Source organism: Pseudomonas putida, assembly GCA_041879295.1.
Classification (GTDB): domain Bacteria; phylum Pseudomonadota; class Gammaproteobacteria; order Pseudomonadales; family Pseudomonadaceae; genus Aquipseudomonas; species Aquipseudomonas putida_Y.
In genome coordinates this window covers 1,356,421-1,377,069 of sequence record CP047152.1, presented here as the reverse complement: position 1 = coordinate 1,377,069, position 20,649 = coordinate 1,356,421, and the positions used below count along the sequence as shown (strand labels likewise).

Genomic DNA, 20,649 nt, shown 5'->3' with positions numbered 1-20,649 from the left:
CCGCGCCGGAACGCGCGGCACCTGAACAGGATTCTGCTGCAATGAACCACAACGACGTCCTGCGCAGCCTGCGCTACATGCTCAAGGTGAACGACGCCAAGATGGCCGAGATCATTGGGCTCTCTGGCCTCGAAGTGCATCCTCTGGTGCTGGCCACCTACCTGAAAAAAGAAGAAGAGGAAGGCTTCGTGCGCTGCCCGGAACGGGTGATGGCGCACTTCCTTGACGGCCTGGTGATCTACCGCCGAGGCAAGGACGATAGCCGCCCGCAGCAGCCGATTGAGCTGCCGGTAACCAACAACCTGATCCTCAAGAAGCTGCGTGTGGCCTTTGAGCTCAAGGAAGACGACCTGCACGCGATTCTCAAGTCGGTCAACTTCCCGGTCAGCAAACCTGAGCTCAGCGCGCTGTTCCGCAAGGCTGGCCACGACAACTACCGCCCGTGTGGCGACCAGTTGCTGCGCAACTTCCTCAAGGGCCTGACCCTGCGCGTGCGCGGCTGAGTGGCCATGCAGCATACGGTTGTCCCGGTCGGCATCGTCCATTCCTGTTTCAAGGAAAAGTTTGCCATTCCGCGCCAGCCACAGCTGGCACCTGCCGCCCGTGGCGTACTCGAACTGTTGCCGCCGTTCGATCAAGGTGACGCGGTCGAAGGCCTGGAGCAGGTCAGCCATGTCTGGCTGCTGTTTCTGTTCCACCAGGCCCTGGAAGAAAAGCCGCGTCTGAAAGTGCGGCCACCGCGTCTGGGCGGCAACAAGAGCATGGGGGTGTTCGCCACGCGCGCAACCCACCGGCCCAACGGCATCGGCCAGTCGGTGGTACGCCTGGAGGGCGTGGAGCCCGGGCGCCTGCTGCTGTCCGGGATCGACCTGCTCGACGGCACGCCGGTGCTGGATATCAAGCCGTATGTGCCTTATGCCGACAGCATCGCTGGCGCCAGCAACCAGATGGCCAATGCTGCGCCGGTGGCAATTGCCGTGCACTGGGCCGACAACGCCCTGCTCCAGGCCCGCGAGCATGCGCTGCGCCTGAGCGAGCCGCTGGTGGAACTGATCGAGCAATGCCTGGCGCAGGACCCACGGCCGGCCTACCAGATACCACCGGCTGAGCGGGTGTACGGGGTGAAGTTCTGGGATGTGCAAGTAAGGTGGCATTACCCGCAGCCGGACGTCATCCGGGTGCTGGAAGTGGTACTGGGCTGAGGGCCACGGGCTTCGCCCGTGTTCGCGGGCAAGCCCGCTCCCACAGGGATCGCGCCAGCTTTTAGAAATTGAGCAAGACAGTTGCTCCCACAAGGGACCGCGCAGACACGAAAAAGGCGACCTTGGGTCGCCTTTCTCATTTCAACTAGCTATCAACGAGCCGGGCCTTCAGCCACGCCCAGGTCGTCGGTCGGGCGGGTATCGATCAACGGCGCACCACCGGAGGCCAATTCCGAAGCCAGCTTGTCGTCGTCCATTTCCTTGACCCACTTGGCCACCACCACAGTGGCAACGGCGTTGCCCACCAGGTTGGTCAGGGCGCGGGCTTCGGACATGAAGCGGTCGATGCCGAGGATCAGCGCCAGGCCGGCAACCGGCAGGTGGCCAACAGCCGACAGGGTCGCGGCCAGCACGATGAAGCCCGAACCGGTAACGCCGGCAGCCCCCTTGGAAGCCACCAGCAGTACCAGCAGCAGGGTGATCTGGTGAGTGATGTCCATGGTGGTGTCAGTGGCCTGAGCGATGAACACCGCAGCCATGGTCAGGTAGATCGAGGTACCGTCCAGGTTGAACGAGTAGCCGGTAGGGATAACCAGGCCGACTACCGATTTCTTGGCACCCAGGCGCTCCATCTTGGCCAGCATGCGCGGCAGGGCCGACTCCGAGGACGAAGTACCCAGCACGATCAGCAGTTCTTCACGGATGTAGCGGATCAGCTTGAGCACGCTGAAGCCGTGGGCACGGCAGATACCGCCCAGTACCACCAGCACGAACAGCAGGCAGGTGATGTAGAAGCAGGCCATCAGGTAGCCCAGCTGCACCAGCGAGCCGACACCGTACTGGCCGATGGTGAAGGCCATGGCGCCAAACGCGCCGACCGGTGCCAGTTTCATGATCATGTTGATGATGTTGAACATGACATGGGCGAAGCGGTCGATCAGGTCCAGTACCGGCTTGCCGTAGCTGCCCAGGCGGTGCAGGGCGAAACCGAACAGCACCGAGAACATCAGCACTTGCAGGATGTCGCCGTTGGCGAACGCGCCGACGACCGTATTGGGGATGACGTTAAGCAGGAAGCCGACGGTGGTCTGCTGCGAGCCAGCGGCGGCGTAGGCAGCCACGCTGCTGGCATTCAGGGTGCTGACGTCGATGTGCATGCCAGCGCCTGGCTTGACCACGTTGACGACGACGAGGCCAATGATCAGCGCGATGGTGGAGACGATTTCAAAGTACAGCAACGCGTAGCCGCCGGTTTTGCCGACCGACTTCATGCTCTGCATGCCGGCAATGCCGCTGACCACGGTACAGAAGATGATCGGGGCGATGACCATCTTGATCAGTTTGACGAAGCCGTCACCCAAGGGTTTGAGGGCAACGCCCGTTTCCGGGTAGTAGTGGCCGAGCAGGATGCCGATGGTGATGGCGACCAACACCTGAACATACAGGGATTTGTACAGCGGCTGACGTGTCGTCATGGCTAATTTTCCTCAAGTGTGCCGGTTCACCCTTCCCAGGGTGATGGGGGCACCTGAATCGCTAACCCTCCTGCACTTGGAGGGATTTGTCGTTGTGTTCGAGCTGCCTGGGCAGGCCTCTGCGAGGATCAATAGCAAGGGTGGTGCCAAAATGCCCATGAAGGGTGCAAGGCCCGTATTTACTAGGGATAAATGCCCAACGACAGGGCGATATTCCCAGGGCGGATTGGCGGATTTCCGCCCGGTGGCGGAATTTGTACAGGGAGGAATGGCGGAAATCCGCCCATTATGAATTGCCAGTGCCGCCCATTCGCGGATTTACCTGCGAATGGGCGGCACTGGCTACGAGTCAATCCAGGTTGAAGGTGATCCTGAACGCGGCGCCTCCCAGCGGAGAATCGCCAAGGCTCAGCTCGGCGTCATAGCTGTCGACGATATCCTTGACCACTGCCAAGCCGATGCCCTGCCCCGGGTGCTGGCTGTCCAGCCGCTCCCCACGCTCCAGAATGCGTTCACGCTGGTCGGCGGGCACGCCCGGCCCGTCGTCCTCGATGCACAAGGTCAGATGCCCCGGCGCCTTCACCAGGCTCACCCGCACTTGCCCCAGGCTCAGCCGGTAGGCGTTCTCCAGCAGGTTACCGAGCATTTCCAGCAACGCGCCCTGCTCCATCGGTACCTGCGCCGCGGCCGGCAACTCCAGCACCACGTCCACACGTTTTTCCCGGTAAACCTTTGCCAAGGTGCTGCACAGGCTGTCGAGCAACGGCCGCAGCAATACGCTGTGGCGTACCAGGCCACTCTTGCGCAGGCTGGCGCGTTGCAGCTGATAGTCGATCTGCTGGCTCATGCGTTCGATCTGGCTTTGCAGCACCCGCGCCTGCTCGCGCTCGCCGCTGCGCTGCTGCAAGCTTTCACCCACGCCCTGTAGCACCGCCAGCGGCGTCTTCAGGCTGTGCGCCAGGTCGTCCAGCGAATCACGGTAGCGCGTGCGCTGCTCACGCTCACTGCGCAACAGACGGTTGAGCGAGCGGGTCAGGCGCAGCAACTCGCGTGGGTGCTCGCCGCTCAGGCCGTCACGTGCACCGGATTCCACTTCATCCAGTTCGTGGCTGAGGCGTCGCAACGAGCGCAACCCCCAGGTCAAGCCTGCCCACAACAACACCATAAGCGCCAGCAATGCAGCGCCGAACCCCAGGTAGAGCTTTTCGCGCAGGCCATTGAGGGTGGCCTTGTACTCGCTCACGGGCTGCAGCGCGACAATGCTGTAGGCGGCGCTCTGCCCGCCCAGCAGCTTTATCTCGACGTCGTACACGAAGAACTCTTCGCCATCGGACTGGTGAATGCGGTCGAACTCGTTGCCGCGCCCGTCATAGCGCGGCTGGTAGTTGATGTGCCGGTCGGCGGTGGCACGCGACTGCCAGACCAGTTTGCCGTCGCGGTCAAAGATATAGCCGAGCAGGCCTGTGTAGGGCAGGTTGTAGCGCTCGTCCGGCAGCAGTGTCGGCATCTGCAACCGGCCATGCTCGATACGCGCAGCGGAAATCAGTGTGGTTACATCAGAGGCCAGCCGCTGCTCGATCGATTCCTGCAAAGCCAGGCTGAAGGCCTTCTGCAAAGCCGGCAGCAGCGCCAGCATGAACAGCAGCGCCAACACTGCGGCGGCCAGCATCAGGCGCACCCGCAGCGAGCGGATCATCGGCAGCGCTCAGTGAACAGGTAGCCCAGGCCGCGCACCGTGTCGATGGGCTTGAAGCCGTGCTCGCCTTCAAGCTTGCGGCGCAGGCGGCCAACCAGCACTTCGATGACATTGGGGTCGCGCTCTTCGTCACCTGGGTACAACTGTTCCATCAGGCGATCCTTGGCCACCACCTGCTGGTGATGGCGCATGAGGTATTCGAGGATGCGGTATTCGTAGGCAGTCAGGGCCAAAGCTTGTTCGTCGAGGGTGGCCTGCTTGCGGTTGAGGTCAAGTACCAAGGGGCCAGCGGTGATGGTCGACTGGATGAAACCACTGGAGCGGCGTAACAGGGCATTGAGCCTTGCTTCAAGCTCCTCGAACTGGAACGGCTTGACCAGGTAGTCGTCGGCACCGGCGGCCAGGCCCTCGACCTTGTCTTGCCAGTTGCCACGGGCCGTGAGGATGAGAATGGGGAAGGTCTTGTCCTGGCTGCGCAGGCGCGTGATCAGCTCCAGGCCGCTGATACCGGGCAGGCCCAGGTCGATAATGGCAAGGTCGAAGTGGTATTGCTCGGTCTGGTACAGCGCTTCTTCGGCGTCAGAGACCGCCTCGACCACATGGCCGCTTTCGCCCAGGCGGGTGTAGAGGTGATGGCGAAGCAGGGCTTCGTCCTCGACCACCAGCAGTTTCATGTGCAGCTCCTTATGTGTATTGCCTGTACCGGCCCTTTCGCGGGCACGCCCGCTCCCACAGCAATCGCACCGTTTCTGAAACTTGTGCAGCACCTGTGAAGCCAAAGGCACTGCACGGTTTCTGAGGTTTGTGCAGCGCCTGTGGGAGCGGGCGTGCCCGCGAAGAGGCCAGTACAGGATAACGCGGCTCGTCCGTCAGAACTTGTATGAAGCAGCCAGGTAGGTCTGGGCGCTGCTGGTCAGACGCAGGGTGCCGTCCTTCGGCCCGCCATGTGCGCCCACCTCGGTCGCGGCATTGGTGCGCAGGTAACGGTAGCCCAGTTCGACCGAGGCCTTGTCGGTGATGTCCTGGATCACACCGGCCTGCAGACCGTAGGCATAACCGTAGTCAGTATCCCGGCTGGCGCCGGGCGAGTCCTGGGTGAGCTTGGTCACACCCAGGCTGCCCCCACCGAACAGCTTGGTGGTATCGCCCACCGGCAGAAACAAATCGTAGCTGCCCAGCAGGTTTTCCTGGCGCAACTTCAGGCCACTGTGGTCACCCGAGACGTTGTCATAAGTCATGTAGTAGCGGCCCTGGTCGTTGATCTTGCCCAGACGCACACCCCAGGTATCGTCCTTGCCGATAATACCGTCGGCATTGAGGTGGTCGGTGTTACGTTGCAGCAGGCCGGACTTGCGGACTTTGTCGCTGGTCTGGCCGTAGGTGAGGCTGGCGAAGTTGTCGTCCGCGGCCTGGGCGGTGGTGATGCCAGCGGCACAAACGGCCATGGCGGCAAGCAGGGTATTGAAGGTTTTCATGGCTGGGTACTCCAGTTGGGTGCGCTGTTTCGGTCTGGAAGCTAGAGTAATCAGGGCACCCTGAACCGCGACTGAACCCTGGCTGAACCCCGGCTGAACGAACCGACAGCAAAACAAGGAGTAGTGAACATGCGAGCCCTGCTGGCCCTGACCCTGATGTGCAGCGCCGCCCTCGCCCAAGCGGCGGTAGTGACCCGTGAGATTCCTTATCAGGACGACGATGGCAACCGCCTCGTCGGCTACTACGCCTACGATGATGCGCTGGACGGCAAACGCCCAGGCATCGTTGTGGTGCATGAATGGTGGGGCCTGAACGACTATGCCAAGCGCCGCGCGAGAGATCTTGCCGCCCTGGGCTACAAAGCGCTGGCCATCGACATGTATGGCGATGGCAAGCACACCGAGCACCCGCAGGATGCCCAGGCATTCATGGCCGAAGCGATGAAGGACCCGGCCGCAGCCGCAGCGCGCTTCGACGCGGGCCTGGACCTGTTGAAAAAGCAGCCGAATGTGAACAAGCATCAACTGGGCGCTGTCGGCTACTGTTTTGGCGGTAAGGTGGTGCTCGATGCCGCACGTCGTGGAGAGAAACTGGACGGCGTGGTGAGTTTCCATGGCGCGTTGTCCACCAAAACGCCGGCCAAGCCTGGCGTAGTGCGCGCGGACATCCTGGTTGAACATGGCGCTGCGGACAGCATGGTCACCCAACAGCAGGTGGACGCGTTCAAGGCGGAAATGGATGCGGCCAAGGTCAACTACCAGTTCGTCAACATTGAAGGGGCCAAGCACGGCTTCACCAACCCCGATGCCGATCGGCTGAGCCATGGTGAGCATGGGGGGCCGGACATTGGCTATAACAAGGCAGCGGACGAGCGTTCCTGGGCGGATATGCAGGCGTTCTTCAAGAAGGTGTTCAAATAAAAGATTGTGCAATCGTTGTGGCAGCAACTGTCTTGCTCAATGTCTAAAAGCTGGCGCGATCTGTGTGGGAGCGGGCTTGCCCGCGAACACGGGCGAAGCCCGTGCCATCCACCGCGGTGATTCTTCGCGGGTAAACCCGCTCCCACACGGATCACGCTGTGATCTGCGCCATGTTTTCATGGCTGCGCTAAGTCATCCTGCCACGCCACCTCCCTTAGCGCTTGCACAGCTGGCACAATAACCGCCATGAACACACTTCCCGCCTGCTGCGCCCCGCTCCAGCACCACTGGCCCCTGCCCCACCCATTGCCCGGCGCGGTGCTGGTCAGTTGCGCCTTCGACCCTGCCCACTTGGCCGCCGACGACTTCCAGCGCGCTGGCGTACTGCCCAGTGCCAGCCTGCTGCGCTCGGTGACTAAGCGCCAGGCCGAGTACCTGGCCGGTCGCGTATGTGCCCGTGCCGCGCTGCAGCACCTGGACGGCCGCGACTACGTGCCCGGCACCCACGAAGACCGCTCGCCCATCTGGCCTGCCGGTATTCATGGCTCGATCACACACGGCAAGGGCTGGGCCGCCGCGGTGGTCGCCGGCGAAAAAAGCTGCCAAGGTCTGGGCCTGGATCAGGAAGCCTTGCTGGATGACGAACGCGCCGAGCGGCTGATGGGCGAAATCCTCACCCCGGCAGAACTGGAGCGCTTGGACCGCCGCCAGCTTGGGCTTACGGTCACCCTGACGTTCTCGCTGAAGGAAAGCTTGTTCAAGACCCTGTACCCACTGACGCGCCAACGCTTCTACTTCGAACACGCAGAAGTGCTCGACTGGTCCGCAGAAGGGCTGGCGCGATTGCGCCTGCTCACCGACCTATCACCGCAGTGGCAGCAAGGCGCAGAGCTGCAAGGCCAGTTCTGCCTGCAGGACGGCCACCTGCTGAGCCTGGTCAGCGTCTGACCTTTACAGCGGTGCCTGCTGCCTTGGCCAGTTCAGGCTGAAGCAGGCACCGCCCAACACCTCGCTGCGGCCCACTGTGGCGCGGCCCGCGTGCCAGTAGATGATCCGCCGTACGATCGACAGGCCCAGGCCATGCCCGCCCGAGGCACGGGTACGGCTGTCATCGAGGCGGGTGAAGGGCGTGAAAATGCGGTCCCAGAAGCCCTCGGGGATCCCCGGGCCGTCATCCTCCACATCGATGCGGCAACGTTGCTGGCCCAGCTGATAACTCAGGCGCACTTCGCTCTCGGCATGGCGCATGGCATTGCCGACAAGGTTTTGCAGGGCACGGTGCAAGTAGCGCGGCTCGGCCTCGACCCAGGCGCCTTCGGCATCCGCGCCCTGGCAGTCACCGCGCACCACCCGCACCTCGGCACGCAAAGGTGCCAGCTCTTCGATCACCCGATCGAACAAGGCATCCAGATCGACCCGCTGGAACTTCAAGGCCGGTGCGCCCTGCTCCAGGCGGGCGTAGGTCAGCATCTCGTCTACCAGCTTGTCGAGGTCCTGGATATCACCGTCCATGCCCGCCAGGTGCTTTGCCCGCGCCTGTTCATTCGTGGCGCTTTCGATCATCTCCAGGCCAAAGCGCAGGCGCGCCACCGGCGTGCGCAGCTCGTGGGACACCGCTCGCACCAGCTCGCGCTGCATGGTCAGCGAACGCTGCAGGTGCTCGGCCATGCCATTGAAGGCAGCAGCCAGGCGCCCCACCGAGTCGGCGTCGCCGGCCGGCACGCGGGTGTCCAGGCTGCCCTGGGCGATGCGCGTGGCAGCAATCTCCAGGCCTGACACACGACGCTCCAGCTGACGCACCAGCAGGTAGACCACCAGGCCGATCAGGCACAGCCCCAGGAAGGCAATCAGGATCAGCAACTGCGGCGGGTAAGGGTTGAGCTGGTACAGCGGGCCGATTTCCAGTACCCATGGCGAGCCCGTCAGCCCGGCGAAGACACGGATCGAGTCACCATCCTTGCCCAGCGCCATCACCGTGTCCCCCTCCTCCACCCGGCGCCGCTGGTCATCGTCCAGGCCGACCCGCTCGATACGTTGCAAGGCGACACCAAAGCCGAAGCCTTTTTCCTGCTTGATCTGTGCCAGGCGCTGCTGCTGTTCGGTTACCGGGTAGCGCACCAGCTCGTCGGCCAGTAAATAGAGGGTGGCCCGCGCCAGCTGCTCGCTGATCTGTTTGATCTGCGCGACCAGCATCAGGTCTTCCTGGCCCACCTTGCGCAGCACTTGCGCCGCATGCGGGCCAATCTTCTCGACCACCACCAGGCCACGGTACAGGCGCGCCCGCTGGCTGCCGTCAAGGCTGCGTGCGCTCAGCGGCTGCAGCGCCAACGGCACGCCAAGCAGGCGCTCCCAGATCAGCAGCGAACGCTTGCGTTGGGTTTCATTCTGCACTGCCAGGTTGTCGGCCATCAGGCTGAAGGTGCCCTGGGCCAGGCTCTCGCGATGCTGGGCAGCGCGCACTTCATTGACCAGGTGCAGGCTAAGCACGCCAAGCAAGGCTACCAGCACCAGCACGGCCAGCATGCCGCCGTAGATGCGCAGAAAGATCGAATTGTTCATGGTGCCTCGCCGACGAACAGGTAGCCTTTACTGCGCAGGGTCTTGATCAACCGCGGCTGAAGCGGGTCATCGCCGATCTTGGGGCGGATTTTCGAGATGCGGATGTCGATGGAACGGTCCTGGCCGTCGTAGCCCACGCCACGCAGTGCGGTGAAGATCTGTTCGCGGGTCAGCACCCGGCCAGCGTTGCTGGCCAACAGCCAGAGTAGGTCGAATTCGGCGCCGGTCAGCTCGATCAACTGCTCGCCCAGGTGTGCCTCGCGCAGGCGGTTGTCGATACGCAGCGCACCAAAGGCCAGGTCCTGGCGCTTGCTATCCACGGTTTCGCTACGGCGCAGCAGAGCCTGGATACGTGCCAGCAGCAAGCGTGGGCGCACGGGTTTGCAGACGTAGTCGTCGGCCCCCAGGTCCAGGCCCTGAACCTGGTCGAGTTCATCACTGCGCGCGGTGAGCATGAGGATCGGCCCGGGGTATTGGGTACGCACCCGGCGGCAGATGCTCAGGCCATCCTCGCCGGGGAGCATCAGGTCGAGGATGACCAGGTCGGGCTGGCTGTCGATGATGCGCCTCGCGGCACGTGCGCCATCGGCCTCCACCGCGACCTCGAAACCATTGGCCTGCAGGTATTCGGCGGTGAGCTCGGCGAGGCGCTGGTCGTCTTCGACGATGAGGATGCGCGGTATGGGGTGGTCCATGGCTTTGGCCTTGTTGTTCTTGGGATCGTGTCAGGGCAGTTGAGAGTATGAATGTAGATGGGTGGGGCCTGCGAGATCGAGCGCCGCCCGCGCGGCGCATCGCGAGCTGCGCTCGCTCCTACGTTTGTTTCGGGCCAATCATTCCTGTGGGCTTTGCGCGCGAACGCCTTGGCGTACGGCGCGATATCGTGTCGTACACACAAAGCGGTCGCGCGCGCCTGTAACAGGCGTAACTGGCCAGAAACAAACGTAGGAGCGAGCGCAGCTCGCGATGCGCCGCGCGGGCGGCGCTCAATCTCACAGGCACCCAGATCTTCAACCATGCCCTACCGCCCCCTCAACTGAACCGTTTTTTGTGACAGGGTTCGCGCCCGAAAAAAACTGCCCAAGGCCGTCACGTTGCAGAAAAATACTGCAAACCACTTGGCACAAGGCCTACAGCGAATACCCACCATTCACTCACAAAGTACGCACACGTTATCCACAGGCGATCGCCTTGCAAAGCCCCCAATACCGCATTATCTTGTATCCCGATCGCAGCGAACCACTAGATATAGGGGTTCGTGCAAAATCACACACAAAAGTCAACCCGCAAGATCAAGCGATTTTCCGGGCGGAACTTGAAGTGATTTCAGCAGCCAAACCGCTCCTGCGGAGGCGACCGAGGCAAGCCCCTCCAGGGTCTTGTTCGGGCATGGGTGTTGCAGGCCAGGCCTGGCATCCATCAGCAACAGATTTTGGGCTCCGCCCAGAACCTTTGACTTCGGCCAGGGAGCGGCAAGCCATTGCCCCTTATTCCTGAGTCTGTCCCGAAGTCGGTACGCCCGTGCGGGCGGATGCGCATGCATTGCGCATCCCCGCGGGGCCATCGAGCAAGTGGACGGAACGGTGGGCGCCCTAGGGCGCCTGAACAATATAGAAATTGTGGAGACACCCACCCATGCAAACCGACACAACTCGCGAGAACCCGCAGGCCCAGGTGCCGCAGGCCGCCGATTCCAACCCGGATCTGGCTGCCACCGCCCCTGGCCAACTGCGCGTGATCAAGCGCAACGGCACTGTCGTCCCTTACACCGACGACAAGATCACCGTGGCCATCACCAAGGCGTTCCTCGCAGTTGAAGGCGGTACCGCCGCCGCCTCGTCGCGCATCCACGACACCGTCGCGCGCCTGACCGAGCAGGTTACCGCTACGTTCAAGCGTCGCATGCCATCGGGTGGCACCATCCACATCGAAGAAATCCAGGACCAGGTCGAACTGGCCCTGATGCGCGCCGGTGAGCAGAAAGTCGCCCGCGACTACGTGATCTACCGTGACCAGCGCGCCAAGGAGCGTGCCACCCGCGCCAACACCGACGCCGTGGTCGAACCGCACCCAAGCATCCGCATCACCCTGGCTGACGGCAGCCTGGCGCCGCTCGACATGGCCCGCCTGAACACCATCATCAGCGAAGCCTGCGAAGGCCTGGCCGAAGTCGATGGCGACCTGATCCAGCGCGAAACCCTGAAGAACCTGTACGACGGCGTAGCCATCAAGGACGTCAACACCGCCCTGGTAATGACCGCCCGTACCCTGGTCGAGCGCGAGCCGAACTACTCGTTCGTTACCGCCCGCCTGCTGATGGACACCCTGCGCGCCGAAGGCCTGGGCTTCCTGAATGTAGCCGACAGCGCCACCCACCACGAGATGGCTGACCTGTACGCCAAGGCCCTGCCGGCCTATGTCGCCAAAGGCATCGAGTTCGAGCTGCTGAACCCGGCCATGGCCGACTTCGACCTGGAAAAACTGGGCAAGGCGATCAACCACGAGCGCGACCAGCAGTTCACCTACCTGGGCCTGCAGACACTGTACGACCGCTACTTCATCCACAAGGATGGCGTGCGCTTCGAGCTGCCGCAGGTGTTCTTCATGCGTGTGGCCATGGGCCTGGCGCTGGAAGAAAAAGACAAGGAAGCCCGTGCGATCGAGTTCTACAACCTGTTGTCGTCGTTCGACTACATGGCCTCGACCCCGACCCTGTTCAACGCCGGAACCCTGCGCCCGCAGCTGTCCAGCTGCTACCTGACCACCGTGCCGGACGACCTGTCGGGCATCTACCACGCGATCCACGACAACGCCATGCTGTCGAAATTCGCCGGTGGCCTGGGCAACGACTGGACCCCTGTGCGCGCACTGGGCTCGTACATCAAGGGCACCAACGGCAAGTCGCAGGGCGTCGTACCGTTCCTGAAAGTGGTCAACGACACCGCCGTAGCAGTCAACCAGGGCGGCAAGCGCAAAGGCGCCGTGTGTGCGTACCTGGAAACCTGGCACCTGGACATCGAAGAGTTCATCGAGCTGCGCAAGAACACCGGTGATGACCGCCGTCGTACCCACGACATGAACACCGCCAACTGGATCCCTGACCTGTTCATGAAGCGTGTCTTCGATGACGGCAAGTGGACCCTGTTCTCGCCTTCGGAAGTGCCAGACCTGCACGACCTGACCGGCAAGGCCTTCGAAGAGCGCTACGAGTACTACGAAGCCCTGACCGAGTACAACAAGATCAAGGTGTTCAAGACCGTCCAGGCCAAAGACCTGTGGCGCAAGATGCTGTCGATGCTGTTCGAGACCGGCCACCCATGGCTGACCTTCAAAGACCCGTGCAACCTGCGTTCGCCGCAGCAGCACGTGGGCGTGGTCCACAGCTCGAACCTGTGCACCGAGATCACCCTGAACACCAACAAGGACGAGATCGCGGTCTGCAACCTGGGCTCGATCAACCTGCCGAACCACATCGTCGACGGCAAGCTGGACACCGCCAAGCTGCAACGCACCGTGAACACCGCCGTGCGCATGCTCGACAACGTGATCGACATCAACTACTACTCGGTGCCGCAAGCGCGTAACTCGAACTTCAAGCACCGTCCGGTCGGCCTGGGCATCATGGGCTTCCAGGATGCGCTGTACCTGCAGCACATTCCTTACGGCTCCGATGCTGCCGTCGAATTTGCCGACAAGTCGATGGAAGCGGTCAGCTACTACGCCATCCAGGCTTCCTGCGACCTGGCCGATGAACGCGGCGCCTACGAGACCTTCCAGGGTTCGCTGTGGTCCAAGGGCATTCTGCCGCTGGATTCGCAACAGATCCTGATCGAGGCCCGTGGCCAGAAGTACATCGACGTCAACCTGGAAGAAACCCTGGACTGGGCGCCGGTACGTGCCCGCGTACAGAAAGGTATTCGTAACTCGAACATCATGGCCATCGCACCAACCGCGACCATCGCCAACATCACCGGCGTGTCGCAGTCGATCGAGCCTACCTACCAGAACCTGTACGTGAAGTCGAACCTGTCGGGCGAATTCACCGTGATCAACCCGTACCTGGTTCGCGACCTCAAGGCCCGCGACCTGTGGGACTCGGTCATGATCAACGACCTGAAGTACTACGACGGTTCGGTTCAGCAGATCGAGCGTATCCCGCAAGAGCTGAAAGACCTGTACGCCACTGCGTTCGAAGTCGAGACCAAGTGGATTGTCGACGCGGCTTCCCGTCGCCAGAAGTGGATCGACCAGGCTCAGTCGCTGAACCTGTACATCGCCGGCGCCTCGGGCAAGAAGCTGGACGTGACCTACCGCATGGCCTGGTACCGTGGCCTGAAAACCACCTACTACCTCCGTGCCCTGGCCGCGACCAGCACCGAGAAGTCGACCATCAACACCGGCAAGCTCAACGCCGTTTCCAGCGGTGGCGACAGCGCCCCGGTTCAGGCAGCCGGCCCTGCGCCAGTGCCAAAGGCCTGCGCGATCGACGAGCCTGACTGCGAAGCCTGCCAGTAAGGCCTGAATGCCGCGCGGGGTGCCCAACGGTGCCCCGCGCGGCATTTTTGTATCCGCGCCTCAGAGAAACCTTGCCCTTTGCCCACTGTTCACGCAGCTCGGTAAAAGAACAGGACCTCTCAAAAAGGATGTAAGCCCATGGCGCGGAAAAAACTGGCATCTCGCAAGATTGGTCGCAACGCAGAAACCGGCCGTTTCACCTCGGTGGAACAGGCACGCAAGCACCCCAAGACACACATTGTCGAAACGCTGTATACCCACCGTAGCTAGTGGTAGTTGGCCTCATCGCCGGCAAGCCCGCGGTGAGGCCGATTTCGCCAACGCAGCCTTCAAGAAACACCATATGGTGTGCCTTTAAATTTAAACTGGCACAACATATAGGTTAGCGCTACACTCTCCCCCCGTAGAAGAAGCCACCTGTTTCGTGAACGGACGCACGCCAAACCGGTCGAAAAAGTTACCCTCGCCGGCAACACCCGCGCCCCGATCAAAGGTGAATTCCGGTATACTTTGCGCCCTCTGAAAAGAGCACCTATTCAATTGTCCTGGCCCCTCCCAGAGGCCTGGCCAGGTACAAGCCAGAACACATTCAGATGTAAACGAGAGTCAGCCTCTCGAGCTGTCCATTCGCCGTTACGGCCTTGCGTCAGGCATCACATTCTTTAAATCCAACCGGTTGCCTCTGGGCGACCCTCAAGCAGGAGCCAAACCATGCTGAGCTGGGACGAATTCGACAAAGAAGACGGCGAAGTAGCCGCCAAAGGCAACACCCCTGCGCAGGCCGCTGCCGCCGCCACCCTCGACAAGCTCGACAGCGCCGGTGGTGCCGCCGCCCTGGAGGCCCGTGCGGCCACCGCTTCTGACTCCGAAGCCGTCAAACGTGCAAAGGCTGCCCTCGACGCCCTCGACGTTGCCGAAGGCCTGGCCGAGCTGGAAGGCTCCTCGGCCCGCGTTGCAGTAGATGAAAAGCGCATGATCAACTGCCGCGCCGACCTCAACCAGCTGGTACCGTTCAAGTACGACTGGGCCTGGCAGAAGTACCTGGACGGCTGCGCCAACCACTGGATGCCGCAAGAGGTCAACATGACCGCCGACATCGCCCTGTGGAAGAGCCAGGACGGCCTGACCGAAGACGAGCGCCGCATCGTCATGCGCAACCTCGGCTTCTTCTCCACCGCCGACTCGCTGGTTGCCAACAACCTGGCCCTGGCCGTGTACCGCCTGATCACCAACCCGGAGTGCCGCCAGTACATCCTGCGCCAGGCCTTCGAAGAGGCGATCCACACCCACGCCTATCAGTACTGCATCGAGTCGCTGGGCATGGATGAAGGCGAGATCTTCAACATGTACCACGAGATCCCGTCGGTCGCTAAAAAAGCCGCCTGGGGCCTGAAGTACACCCGCGCCATCTCCGACCCGGAATTCAACACCGGCACCGTCGAAACCGACAAAGAGCTGCTGCGCAACCTGATCGCCTACTACTGCGTACTGGAAGGCATCTTCTTCTACTGCGGCTTCACCCAGATCCTGTCCATGGGCCGCCGCAACAAGATGACCGGCGTCGCCGAGCAGTTCCAGTACATCCTGCGTGACGAGTCGATGCACCTGAACTTCGGTATCGACGTGATCAACCAGATCAAGATCGAAAACCCGCACCTGTGGGATGCGGCGATGAAGGAAGAAGCGACCCAGATGATCCTGCAAGGGACCCAGCTGGAGATCGAATACGCCCGTGACACCATGCCACGCGGCGTGCTGGGCATGAACGCGGCGATGATGGAGGACTACCTCAAGTTCATCGCCAACCGTCGCCTGACTCAGATTGGCTTGAAAGAAGAATATCCAGGGACTACCAACCCGTTCCCATGGATGAGCGAGATCATGGACTTGAAGAAAGAGAAGAACTTCTTTGAGACGCGTGTGATTGAGTATCAGACTGGCGGGGCGTTGAGCTGGGACTGATTTCCACACCAATTCTATAAAGGCTGCCCTTAAACAGCCTTTATAGAACTGACAATCAATCGATTCGTTTAATACAGACTGATAAATAGCCAAAGTATGGGACGTGAGAAGCCCCACAGCAGCCTTGCCTAGCTTATTTGCGCGAGAGTATTCATGAGTTCATGGAAAGATAACAGTCATGTCGTAACAGCCTCCATCAGTGCAGCCGCAACCTTTCTGTTCGCCATCGGCGTTTACGAACAGAGCCTCATCCCGACAAGAACATCCGCTCTTAACAATGTAATAAGCGAAAAAACCAAAGAGTTGAACGAAAAAACCAAATACATTTCCACTCTAAATAAAAAACTCTCCGAAGCAGAGCAAAAAAATTCATCCCTAACTCAAGAGCTAAAAAAAGCAAACAACTTTTTAACTGAAGCCTTGAACCTTGACACCATACAGTATAACAATCCCTACCCTAAAGGCTTAGGTAAGCTGCGCATAGGAGACAGCGCAGACTTAGCATTCGAGATTTTTCGGAAAGAGCAAATAGACACCAGTCAATCAGGTTACTACAGCATAAACCGGGACGGATTCATTAGTGGTGCGACATACTACTTTGACGAAGAAGACGAAACAAAGAAAATAACGCATATCCTGGTACATGCTCAACCAAAAATTGACCTGGAAAACTACGATCCACAAAACTTGAACGATGATCGTCTTCAAGCAATTATTGAAGAGGCTTTTGGGCAGTATATTAAGCTACCGATGGAAGGGTACTATATATGGAGCTTAGCTGACGTAAACATCTTCAAGAACGATAGCCGCTCGTACTTGATTATGGAAAAGGGTTTCGCTCCTGCGACGTGGCCTAAAAAACTAATAAAATTTGTTCATAACTCAAGCTATTGCCCTGCTCCTGCTGAAGTTTCCAAATGAAGAAAGGTCCAAGCCTCGACGGATACTAATCCTAAATTTCTGTTCATGGATTGCAAGCCGATATTATAAAGGCGCGATTACATTTTGCCGGCGCGCAAGAACAACAGCGAATACTTGGATTAATCAAAAGCACCAAACACCGTTTATGCGGGAAAAACACGATGCTCGCGATCCAACAACACTAGAAAAAATGCAGCTTTCGCTCTAAAGCCGTGAACACGCATTTTTTGATTTAGCCTCAACTCAAAAAAAGTAATATCATCTCCAATTTCGCTACGCACTTTTCTCAAGTGCTCTTCAGCGCTAGTTTTTACGGTAGATAAGTCATATGCCGTGTAGCCTAGACCTACTTTACTCCCGGCTTTTCCGCTCGTTTCCAGCACTTGACGCCAAGTCCTCTGACGAAGTGAAGACAAAAAATCGCTGAAACACTTAAGCTCCTCCTTTTCCCATGCTGAAAAGCACTCAAAGGAGTGAGAAAAGTATTTCAGCGTTACAAATGGGTTTTCATTGTCAGCTGACCCGCCACCCATTGCACCGCAGAGAGAGAAAACCTTCTCCTCAATAGGAGATAACTTACCGAGCGACTGAGCTTGCTTGTTTATTTTATCTTTAGGCAGTCTCTTCGCCATCTTCCATTTCCCCGTAGGTCTCCTTATAGTAATCAAGAATTGAATCTTTCGTAATTACTTCTTCGCACCGCTTTTCCGGGGAGAGATTGCCACGTGCTTGAATCCATGGACGCTCAGAATGAGTCATTGCCTCGAGCTTCTTGGCTGCAAATGCTCCGTAAACATCGCAGACTTGCGTCAATATATTCACAGAATCCTGTGCAATATCCTCGGACGCACCACCAGGAGCAATAGGCTGCCATCCGTATTTCTTGAACTCATGCCAGACAGAGGGCACCACTGGACCGTGAGGCCAGGCTTGCATATCCTCGTCAAACAACGGTCGGCCTAAGGCCAACATGTGCCATGCTTGGGCGAAATACAGAAGTTTTTGCACCTGCAGATGCGTGACTACCTCGCCAGCGGCATGATCACTCAGGTTGTTTACAAACCAGTGTGCGACCGCCACAGGTCTTGTCATCGAAATCTCCTCAGCTATCAAAAGGTCAACGAACACCGCATGGGTCATCGGGCCTCGCATCCTATGCCTCTGCCAGCTAAACATCCACACCAAAATTGTTACGTTTGGGCGACTGATCGAGCACAGCCCGTGATCGATTGTGAGCCAACTGGCCCCACCATCCGACTCGATTATAGACCTCATGGCAGCGCATGAAACCTGCACCGGTGGCATTGACGCTCAGCCGAGCGCCTCAGCACCTACGGCAAATCATCACACGATTATGAGGCCAGACGCGCTCGGGGCGCGCTGCTGAGAATCTTCCGGATCAGGAACTCTTGAATATCAGCATTTTCCTACAATAAAGCTTTTGCTTCTGATCCGTGAAGAAGGCAATGATACGAACGGCGCCTAAGAAACGCCTCACGTAGCGGTCAATCCGCCCCGACAGATGCGGCTTTTTTTTGCCTGTGGTTTAATCCTGCGCGCAGAAAACGTGTTATGTCGGGAGCGGACTAATACAAGACCCGCAAGGGGAATACGTCCGGTCCGCTACGTGGGATTTCTTAGCTCCCGACACCCAGCCCTAAGAAAGCTGTAATCACGTAGAGGTAATTGAAATGCCCGTCAAATCCGATAGTTACAGGCTTTTCGCACATGCGTCTCGCCTGTGCCATGCTCAAAGGACCACGGAGGCCAGCCATGACTGACCTTCAAAAACCCTCTCTCTTCACCCGCCACAACCGCCCTCTCCACACTCTCTGGCTCGAATCCCAAGCCTGGTTCTGCGCCCACGAACTCGGCCGGCTGAGCGGTCACTTCTTCGACGAACACTGCATGCGCAAGCTTGACCCGGATCAGTACCGCACGGTGCAACTGCTGCGCTATGGCAAGTACCAGGAGACCACCATGGTCAGTGAGTCCGGGGCCTATACCTTGCTGGCGCATCACCATGTACCGGAGAACCGCCATTTGCGCCGGTGGCTGACACATGAAGTGGTAGCGGTACTGCGTGATATTCAGGCAGATGGGGTGGACGATGCGCCGAGGCTGGGGCAGATGTGCTGGCCTGGTGGACGCAGCGCTACGTTGTTGTATTGGCAGAGTGAGCCTTGGGTGAAGATGCGGGATATGCCGGTGGTGCTGGCCGGGGAAGTGGAGCTGCAGGGGCCGGCTGAGAAACGCAAATTGAGCTGGCGTGAGTGCGCGCAGCGGGCGCTGCGGATGCATGGGATTTAGCGGGCGATTTTTACCTGTTCTGACCCTTTCGCGGGTGAACCCGCTCCCACACCGAACTCGGATGCCTGGACTGATTCCGTTAGCCTAAACAGCGTTTGCGTGCTCTGCTAATACGCGGTTCCGGCTATTGCAGAACCAGTGGGAGCGGGATCAGTCTACTGCCAGTCAGTGAGCCAATTGGGGCCGTTTTGCGGCCCTTTTTGGGCAAGCTATGCTCCTTTTGTAGGATTTTGATTCAACACTGCCCGCAAAAACCACACTCGCGGCCTTCTGGTTATCTGCCAGGGCTATTACACTGATGAGCAATCAATCTACGCGTGTGATCGAATCAGGAAAAGCTATGGCAACCTTGCGCGAAAACCAGCTTAGCGACGAGGCTATCGAGAATCTGGAGAACCAGATCCCAGAGATGGCTGCAGCTGCTACACGCCTTGCGTATTTCCGGGCTGTTGCAGCGGGGCATACGGTTGTCACCGTCGACAACAACCACATCATCGCAACCCACGCTGATGGCCATGTTGAAGTGCTTGCAGAAACCAAACCGAGCCTGAAGGTGAAGACCGGGCAGCGCTTCACCGTGCGCAAGCTCAGTGGGCGCGCCTAAGCTTCGCGTTTTTGCCGGCCCTAATGGGTCTGGCAAAAGCACCATCAAGGACCAGATTCCAGCTCGGCTGGTCAACCTTTACGTCAATGCTGATGAACTTGAAAAGTCTGCCAAAACGACAGGGTTCATCGACCTGAGTGATTATGGCCTTGAGCTCACCGAGCAGGCATTACGGACGTATCTCACCCAGCATCCATTGATCATAAGGGCAGGCCTGCAGGAGAGTGCAGGCCGGCTAACACTCGTAGGCCAAAAAATCGAATTCCGAGGCGTGGATGTAAATTCCTACCACGCTGCAGTCATTGCAGACCTCATCCGCCATCAATTGCTCGAACGCAGAATCAGCTTCACGTTCGAGACAGTGATGTCCTCTTCGGAGAAGGTTCGATTTATGGAAACGGCTCAGCAGATGGGCTACCGGACCTACCTGTATTTCGTAGCCACCGATTCACCGCAGATCAATATTCTTCGGGTAGCAAACCGGGTCGATGATGGCGGGCATGACGTCCCGAGAGACAAAATTACCCAGCGCTATGCTCGAACACTCTCACTGCTTCCAGAGGCCATTTCCGCAGCAAATCGGGCTTATATTTTCGATAACTCCGGAGATGAGTCTGTCTTTCTTGCAGAGATTACTGATGGCACCACGCTGGAGTTTCATCAGGACGACATGCCAGATTGGTTCATCAACGCCTACCTGAGCCGGGTTTGGGAATCTTGATGAACTGGCTGAAGGAAAGAGGCGCGCTACGGCGCAGGTTCTGCTTGCTTGCATGAACTGCGAGGGCTAGGGAGCGCTCGATCTCATCCAGTCAGTCGCTCCGCAAATGAATAGGCCCCGCCCACGCCGACAAGAGGGGTACGGCACAACGAGGTGCCGGGACTGGACATGCCAGTCTACGTGGTCGAGGGCGAGGCCAGATCTGAAGATAGCGCAGGGTAAAGACAAGGTCCACAGCCGATTGGATTGGATTTGTAAACCATGTCTTCGGTTTACAGGCGTACGTCT

The 20,649-nt window shown here is 59.4% G+C and carries 18 protein-coding genes; 10 read left to right on the top strand and 8 right to left on the bottom strand.

Features of this window, described 5'->3' with window-relative positions:
• Positions 1–41 precede the first annotated feature (41 nt).
• Together GST84_06355 and tsaA are read left to right on the top strand one after the other, a co-directional pair.
• A complete protein-coding gene (locus tag GST84_06355; GenBank protein XGB12002.1) occupies positions 42–503 on the top strand; it encodes a DUF1456 family protein in 462 nt (153 codons plus the stop codon).
• A gap of 6 nt (positions 504–509) precedes the next feature.
• Positions 510–1,202 carry a tRNA (N6-threonylcarbamoyladenosine(37)-N6)-methyltransferase TrmO gene (gene tsaA / locus GST84_06350; protein XGB12001.1) on the top strand — a complete coding sequence of 231 codons (693 nt, stop codon included), beginning with the start codon at positions 510–512 and terminating at the stop codon, positions 1,200–1,202.
• 152 nt (positions 1,203–1,354) lie between these two features.
• Here the strand turns inward: tsaA and dctA are convergent, their stop codons facing one another.
• The 4 genes from dctA to GST84_06330 form a co-directional block, all read right to left on the bottom strand.
• A complete protein-coding gene (gene dctA, locus GST84_06345) occupies positions 1,355–2,677 on the bottom strand; it encodes a C4-dicarboxylate transporter DctA (protein ID XGB12000.1) in 1,323 nt (440 codons plus the stop codon).
• A gap of 349 nt (positions 2,678–3,026) precedes the next feature.
• Complete coding sequence (locus tag GST84_06340) at positions 3,027–4,373, bottom strand: histidine kinase (GenBank protein ID XGB11999.1); 1,347 nt, start codon at positions 4,371–4,373, stop codon at positions 3,027–3,029.
• Positions 4,370–5,047, bottom strand: a complete 678-nt coding sequence (locus tag GST84_06335; GenBank protein ID XGB11998.1) for a response regulator — start codon at positions 5,045–5,047, stop codon at positions 4,370–4,372. Before GST84_06335 ends, GST84_06340 begins: the two co-directional genes overlap by 4 nt.
• Before the next feature lie 195 nt (positions 5,048–5,242).
• Positions 5,243–5,848, bottom strand: coding sequence for an outer membrane beta-barrel protein (locus tag GST84_06330; GenBank protein ID XGB11997.1), 606 nt, complete (start codon positions 5,846–5,848; stop codon positions 5,243–5,245).
• A gap of 129 nt (positions 5,849–5,977) precedes the next feature.
• Between GST84_06330 and GST84_06325 the strand changes: the two genes are divergently transcribed.
• Together GST84_06325 and GST84_06320 are read left to right on the top strand one after the other, a co-directional pair.
• Positions 5,978–6,769: a dienelactone hydrolase family protein gene (locus tag GST84_06325; protein XGB11996.1), complete on the top strand. Its 792-nt coding sequence runs from the start codon at positions 5,978–5,980 to the stop codon at positions 6,767–6,769.
• 246 nt (positions 6,770–7,015) lie between these two features.
• On the top strand, positions 7,016–7,717 hold the full coding sequence (locus GST84_06320; GenBank protein XGB11995.1) for a 4'-phosphopantetheinyl transferase superfamily protein: 702 nt from the start codon (positions 7,016–7,018) through the stop codon (positions 7,715–7,717).
• A 3-nt stretch (positions 7,718–7,720) separates the two neighbouring features.
• Here GST84_06320 and GST84_06315 read toward each other — a convergent pair whose 3' ends face one another.
• Entirely contained in the window at positions 7,721–9,328 is a 1,608-nt protein-coding gene (locus tag GST84_06315; GenBank protein ID XGB11994.1) for a HAMP domain-containing protein, read from the bottom strand.
• Positions 9,325–10,023, bottom strand: a complete 699-nt coding sequence (locus GST84_06310; protein ID XGB11993.1) for a response regulator — start codon at positions 10,021–10,023, stop codon at positions 9,325–9,327. Before GST84_06310 ends, GST84_06315 begins: the two co-directional genes overlap by 4 nt.
• Positions 10,024–10,963: 940 nt before the next feature.
• On the opposite strand from GST84_06310, the gene GST84_06305 reads away from it, so the two are divergent.
• The 3 genes from GST84_06305 to GST84_06295 all read left to right on the top strand — a co-directional run bounded on the left by GST84_06305 (position 10,964) and on the right by GST84_06295 (position 16,726).
• On the top strand, positions 10,964–13,843 hold the full coding sequence (locus GST84_06305) for a ribonucleoside-diphosphate reductase subunit alpha (GenBank protein ID XGB11992.1): 2,880 nt from the start codon (positions 10,964–10,966) through the stop codon (positions 13,841–13,843).
• 711 nt (positions 13,844–14,554) lie between these two features.
• Positions 14,555–15,805 (top strand): ribonucleotide-diphosphate reductase subunit beta, encoded by a 1,251-nt coding sequence (locus GST84_06300; protein ID XGB11991.1) that lies wholly within the window; start codon positions 14,555–14,557, stop codon positions 15,803–15,805.
• Between the two features lie 153 nt (positions 15,806–15,958).
• Positions 15,959–16,726, top strand: a complete 768-nt coding sequence (locus GST84_06295) for a hypothetical protein (protein XGB11990.1) — start codon at positions 15,959–15,961, stop codon at positions 16,724–16,726.
• Between the two features lie 143 nt (positions 16,727–16,869).
• Here GST84_06295 and GST84_06290 read toward each other — a convergent pair whose 3' ends face one another.
• A complete protein-coding gene (locus GST84_06290; GenBank protein XGB11989.1) occupies positions 16,870–17,358 on the bottom strand; it encodes a hypothetical protein in 489 nt (162 codons plus the stop codon).
• Positions 17,339–17,818: a DUF4065 domain-containing protein gene (locus GST84_06285; GenBank protein ID XGB15716.1), complete on the bottom strand. Its 480-nt coding sequence runs from the start codon at positions 17,816–17,818 to the stop codon at positions 17,339–17,341. The genes GST84_06290 and GST84_06285 overlap by 20 nt, the downstream gene beginning before the upstream one ends.
• A gap of 681 nt (positions 17,819–18,499) precedes the next feature.
• Between GST84_06285 and GST84_06280 the strand changes: the two genes are divergently transcribed.
• From GST84_06280 to GST84_06270, 3 genes are all read left to right on the top strand, one after another.
• Complete coding sequence (locus tag GST84_06280; GenBank protein XGB11988.1) at positions 18,500–19,036, top strand: phage antirepressor protein; 537 nt, start codon at positions 18,500–18,502, stop codon at positions 19,034–19,036.
• 340 nt (positions 19,037–19,376) lie between these two features.
• Positions 19,377–19,640 carry a hypothetical protein gene (locus tag GST84_06275; GenBank protein ID XGB11987.1) on the top strand — a complete coding sequence of 88 codons (264 nt, stop codon included), beginning with the start codon at positions 19,377–19,379 and terminating at the stop codon, positions 19,638–19,640.
• Positions 19,627–20,361 (top strand): hypothetical protein, encoded by a 735-nt coding sequence (locus GST84_06270; GenBank protein XGB11986.1) that lies wholly within the window; start codon positions 19,627–19,629, stop codon positions 20,359–20,361. The genes GST84_06275 and GST84_06270 overlap by 14 nt, the downstream gene beginning before the upstream one ends.
• The last annotated feature ends 288 nt before the right edge of the window (positions 20,362–20,649 follow it).